Annotated in this window: 4 protein-coding genes; all 4 read right to left on the bottom strand. The window is 70.5% G+C overall.

Going from position 1 to position 3,567, the window contains the following annotated elements; genetic code table 11:
- On the bottom strand, positions 1-412 hold a 412-nt coding region (locus ACTIFU_RS23070; protein ID WP_439580671.1), incomplete at its 3' end, for a DNA glycosylase AlkZ-like family protein.
- An 8-nt stretch (positions 413-420) separates the two neighbouring features.
- Positions 421-1,563 (bottom strand): tricarballylate utilization 4Fe-4S protein TcuB, encoded by a 1,143-nt coding sequence (gene tcuB / locus ACTIFU_RS23065; protein WP_439580670.1) that lies wholly within the window; start codon positions 1,561-1,563, stop codon positions 421-423.
- Entirely contained in the window at positions 1,560-2,987 is a 1,428-nt protein-coding gene (gene tcuA / locus ACTIFU_RS23060; RefSeq protein WP_439580669.1) for an FAD-dependent tricarballylate dehydrogenase TcuA, read from the bottom strand. Before tcuA ends, tcuB begins: the two co-directional genes overlap by 4 nt.
- A 79-nt stretch (positions 2,988-3,066) precedes the next feature.
- Positions 3,067-3,567 (bottom strand): flavin reductase family protein (locus ACTIFU_RS23055; RefSeq protein ID WP_439580668.1); only part of this gene is annotated, 501 nt, incomplete at its 5' end.

Below are 3,567 nucleotides of genomic sequence, written 5' to 3'. Positions count from 1 at the left end.
CGCGCCGCACTTCGTCGATCAGCGCGCCGCGGTCGCGGCCGAACGCGGCGAGACCCCCATAGATGCCCTCACCGCGGGCAGCGCCCGCCATGCGCCAGCGCATCAATGGATGTAGCCCGACGGGGAGGTAGGATGCCTCGTGGCCCCAGTACTCGAACAGCGTGCGTCGGCGCCCAGCGTAGGCGAGCATGTCGAGATCGGCGGTCGCGTAGCAGCCAAGGCGCGAGAACCCCGGCAGGGTATGGGCGCGCGCCAGCACGTTCACGGAGTCGATCTGCACGACGCCGAGCCGCTCGATCATCGTGCGCAGTGCGCGCCGGTCGGGGCTCGCGGCGTCGCGGTCGGCGCCGAAGCCCTGCGCGGCGAGCGCGACCCGGCGTGCCGCGGCGAGCGACAGCGTCTCGCGCGCCATGCGCGTGGTCAGCCGCCTGCCGCCGGCGCCTCCGCCATCTGCCGCCGCTCGCGCGCGTAGCGCACTAGGGCGGCGAAGCGATAGAGCCCGTGCACGAACTTGCCGTAGGGCATGGTCAGGAACAGCGCGAACACCACGCCGAGATGCAGCGCGAGCAGCATGCCCATCGCCGGCGTGGCGCGCAGCGCCAGCAGCAGCAGCCCGGTCAGGCTGGTCAGGAACAGCATCGCCAGGAACGCCGCATCCATGCCGAAGCGGGCATCGTCGCGCAGCGCCGGATCGCGCGACCACTTCGCCGCCAGCAGTCCGGCCGGTCCGATCAGCAGGCCGATCCCGCCCACCGTGCCGAACACCACCGGCAGGTCCCACCACGGATAGGGGGCGATCCGCCCGAAGCCGTAATGATAGACGGTGGCCACCGAGGTCGCGGCGAAGCAGAGCAGGAAGCCGTAGAAGGTGAGGTGGTGATACAGCCGGCGGGTGTCGGTCGGCCGCTCGTCCGCGCCGTAGCAGCCGACCCCGCCGCCGTCGAGATTGCGCAAGGTCGCAGCATCCTTGACCGCCTGCCAGAGCGAGGCGGGCTCGGCGAGCGTCGCGGCCGGCTCGCCGATGTCGCGCCAGAACACGCGCAGGCCCATCGCGAGCGCGAGGATCGCGTAGCCGAAGGCCGCGCCGAACACCACCACCATCGTGTCGTGCGGCATCAGCCGGTAGAACGCGCCGGGCCCGGTGTGGCTGCCGAACAGCACCGCCGCGTCGTTCCAGGCGACGAAGCCGGCGATGAACACCGCGATACCGAGGGCAGCGATCGACGCGATCCAGAGCCCGTTGCGGTCGAAAAGCGGCGCGAGGGCTGCCGGCCAAGCGTAGCGGCGGTAGCTGTCGGCGCGCACCGCGGCCAGCGTCTGCGGCACGTTCACCTGGAACTCGTGCGGCGGGGCGAATTGGCAGTCGACGTAGCAGGCGCCGCAGGAATGGCAGAGATTGGCGAGGTAGTTAAGGTCGCCGTCCGAGAACGACCGGCGCATCTCCATTGCCGGGAACACCGCGCACAGCCCCTCGCAGTAGCGGCAGGCGTTGCAGACCGTCATCAGCCGGTCGGCCTCGGCGAGCGGCGCGGAAGCGTGGCCGGGCGGCGTGTGCAGGCTCATGCTGCCGCGTCCCTTTGTGTGTTGCGTCGTCGTTCCAGCTCGACCGCGGCCGCGCGCCCGGCAATGCGGCCGAACACCGAGCCGATCGTCATGCCGATCCCGGCGGCGTAACCCTGGCCGAGCACGTTGCCGGCCATGATCTCGCCGGCGGCGAACATGTTGACGGCCTTCGTCCCGTTCGCCAACACTATGCGCGCGTCGGGGTCCACGCGCACGCCGAGATACGTGAAGGTGATGCCCGGGCGCACGGGATAGGCGTGGAAGGGCGGGGTCTCGATCCGCCGCGCCCAGTGGGTCTTCGGTGGGTCGAGGCCCTCCGTACGGCAGTCGTCGAGGATCGTGTGGTCGAAGCCGCCGGGGCGGACGGCGGCGTTGAAGCGGGCCACGGTCTCGTCGAACGCGGGCGGGTCGAGATCGAGCTTGGCCCCGAGCTCGCGGATGCTGCCCGCCGTGATCGGCGGATAGAGCGAGGGCATGAACAGTGTCAGCGCTGGCGCGTCGAAGAGGATATAGGCGATCTGATCCGGCTGCTGCGCGACCAGGCGGCCCCAGATCGCGTAGCGCTTGGGCCAGATATCCTCGCCCTCGTCGTAGAAGCGCTGCGCTTGCCGGTTCACGACGATCCCGAACGGGACGCAGTCAAGCCGGGTAATGATGCCGCCGTCGAACTTCGGCGCCCGTGCGTCGATCGCGACCGCGTGGCACTGCGTCGGATCGCCGATCGGCTGAACACCGGCATCGAGCAGCATCCGCAGCACCGTGCCGCGGTTGTAGGGCGTGCCACGGATCAGGAAGTTCTCCGCTGCCTCGCCCCAGCCCTGCTTCAGCCAGTCGATATTAGCCTCGAACCCGCCGCAGGCGGCAACCAGGATTTCCGCCTCGATCCGCGTCTCGCGGCCTGCGTTCCGCATCCGGGCGCCGAGGAACAACCCGTCGGCGACGTCGAGACCGACCACCTCGGCCTCGTAGCGGATTTCGACGCCGAGTCGCTCGGCGGTCAGATAGAGCGCGTTCAGCATGGCCCGCCCGCCGCCGAGGAAGAAGGAATTGGTGCGGCCAAGGCTGAGCGTGCCGCCGAGCGAGGGCTGGAAACGGACACCCTGCTCCTGGATCCAGTCGAGCACCTCCTTCGACTCCGCGATCATCAGCCGCGCGAGCTCCTGGTCGGTACGCCCGCCGGTGACGCGCAGCAGGTCGTCGAAGAACTCGTCCTCGGTGTATGGACCCGACAGCGTCTCGGTCGCGCTGTCATGTGCGCAGCGCATGTTGCGCGTGTGGCGTGTATTCCCGCCACGGCAGAATTTTGGTGCAGCTTCCAGCACCAGGACGTTAGCACCGGCACGACGTGCGCTGATCGCCGCACAGAGCGCCGCGTTGCCGCCGCCGATCACTAGAATGTCGTAGCGTCGAGGCGGAGTTGCCATGGGAATCCCGAGGTGAGGACCGGCCCGAGCCGGGCGTGAGCCTGCCGAGGCGGTTATCTTTTGTAGTGTGCCTCCCGCGTCAAGCGGGGCCTCGGCGGCCCCCGGCGATCGCATGTGGCCGAGGACGGAGCGGGCGAAGTCGTGGGACCGGGCCGGCCACCACGACGCGCGTCAGGCAGGCGCCGCACGCGCCGCGCCGGCAGTCGAAGCCCGGCAGCACGCCGACGGCGAAGAGGCGATCGAGGATGTTCTCCCCCGGCGCGACCGCGATCGAGATGCGCGACTGCGCGAGGTCGATCGTGAAGCCGCGCTCCGCCACGCCGGGTGCCGCGCCGAAGGTCTCGACGTGAACCGCGGCGGCGGGCCAGCCCTGCGCCTTCGCCGCTGTGCGCGTCGCCTCGATCATGCTGGCCGGGCCACAGACGGAGAGATGCCGCCCCGCCCGCCACGAGCCGATCGCGGCGGGAATGTCGAGCCGCGCGCCCGCCGAGCCGAGCCAGGTCGTCAACCGCGACCCGGCGATGGTGCGCATCTCCTCACGGAAGGCCATGCGCGCGGGCGAGCGCGCGGCGTAGTGGAC

Origin of the sequence: Elioraea sp. (genome assembly GCF_051860475.1) — a bacterium.
Classification (GTDB): Bacteria; Pseudomonadota; Alphaproteobacteria; order Acetobacterales; family Acetobacteraceae; genus Elioraea.
The sequence above is the reverse complement of the archived record's forward strand: the minus strand, read 5'-3'. Positions and strand labels throughout refer to the sequence as shown.

Excerpts from the sequence above, each read along its gene's own strand:
- tcuB (WP_439580670.1), bottom strand. The coding sequence starts at position 1,563 with ATGAGCCTGCACACGCCGCCCGGCCACGCTTCCGCGCCGCTCGCCGAG.
- tcuA (WP_439580669.1), bottom strand. The coding sequence starts at position 2,987 with ATGGCAACTCCGCCTCGACGCTACGACATTCTAGTGATCGGCGGCGGC.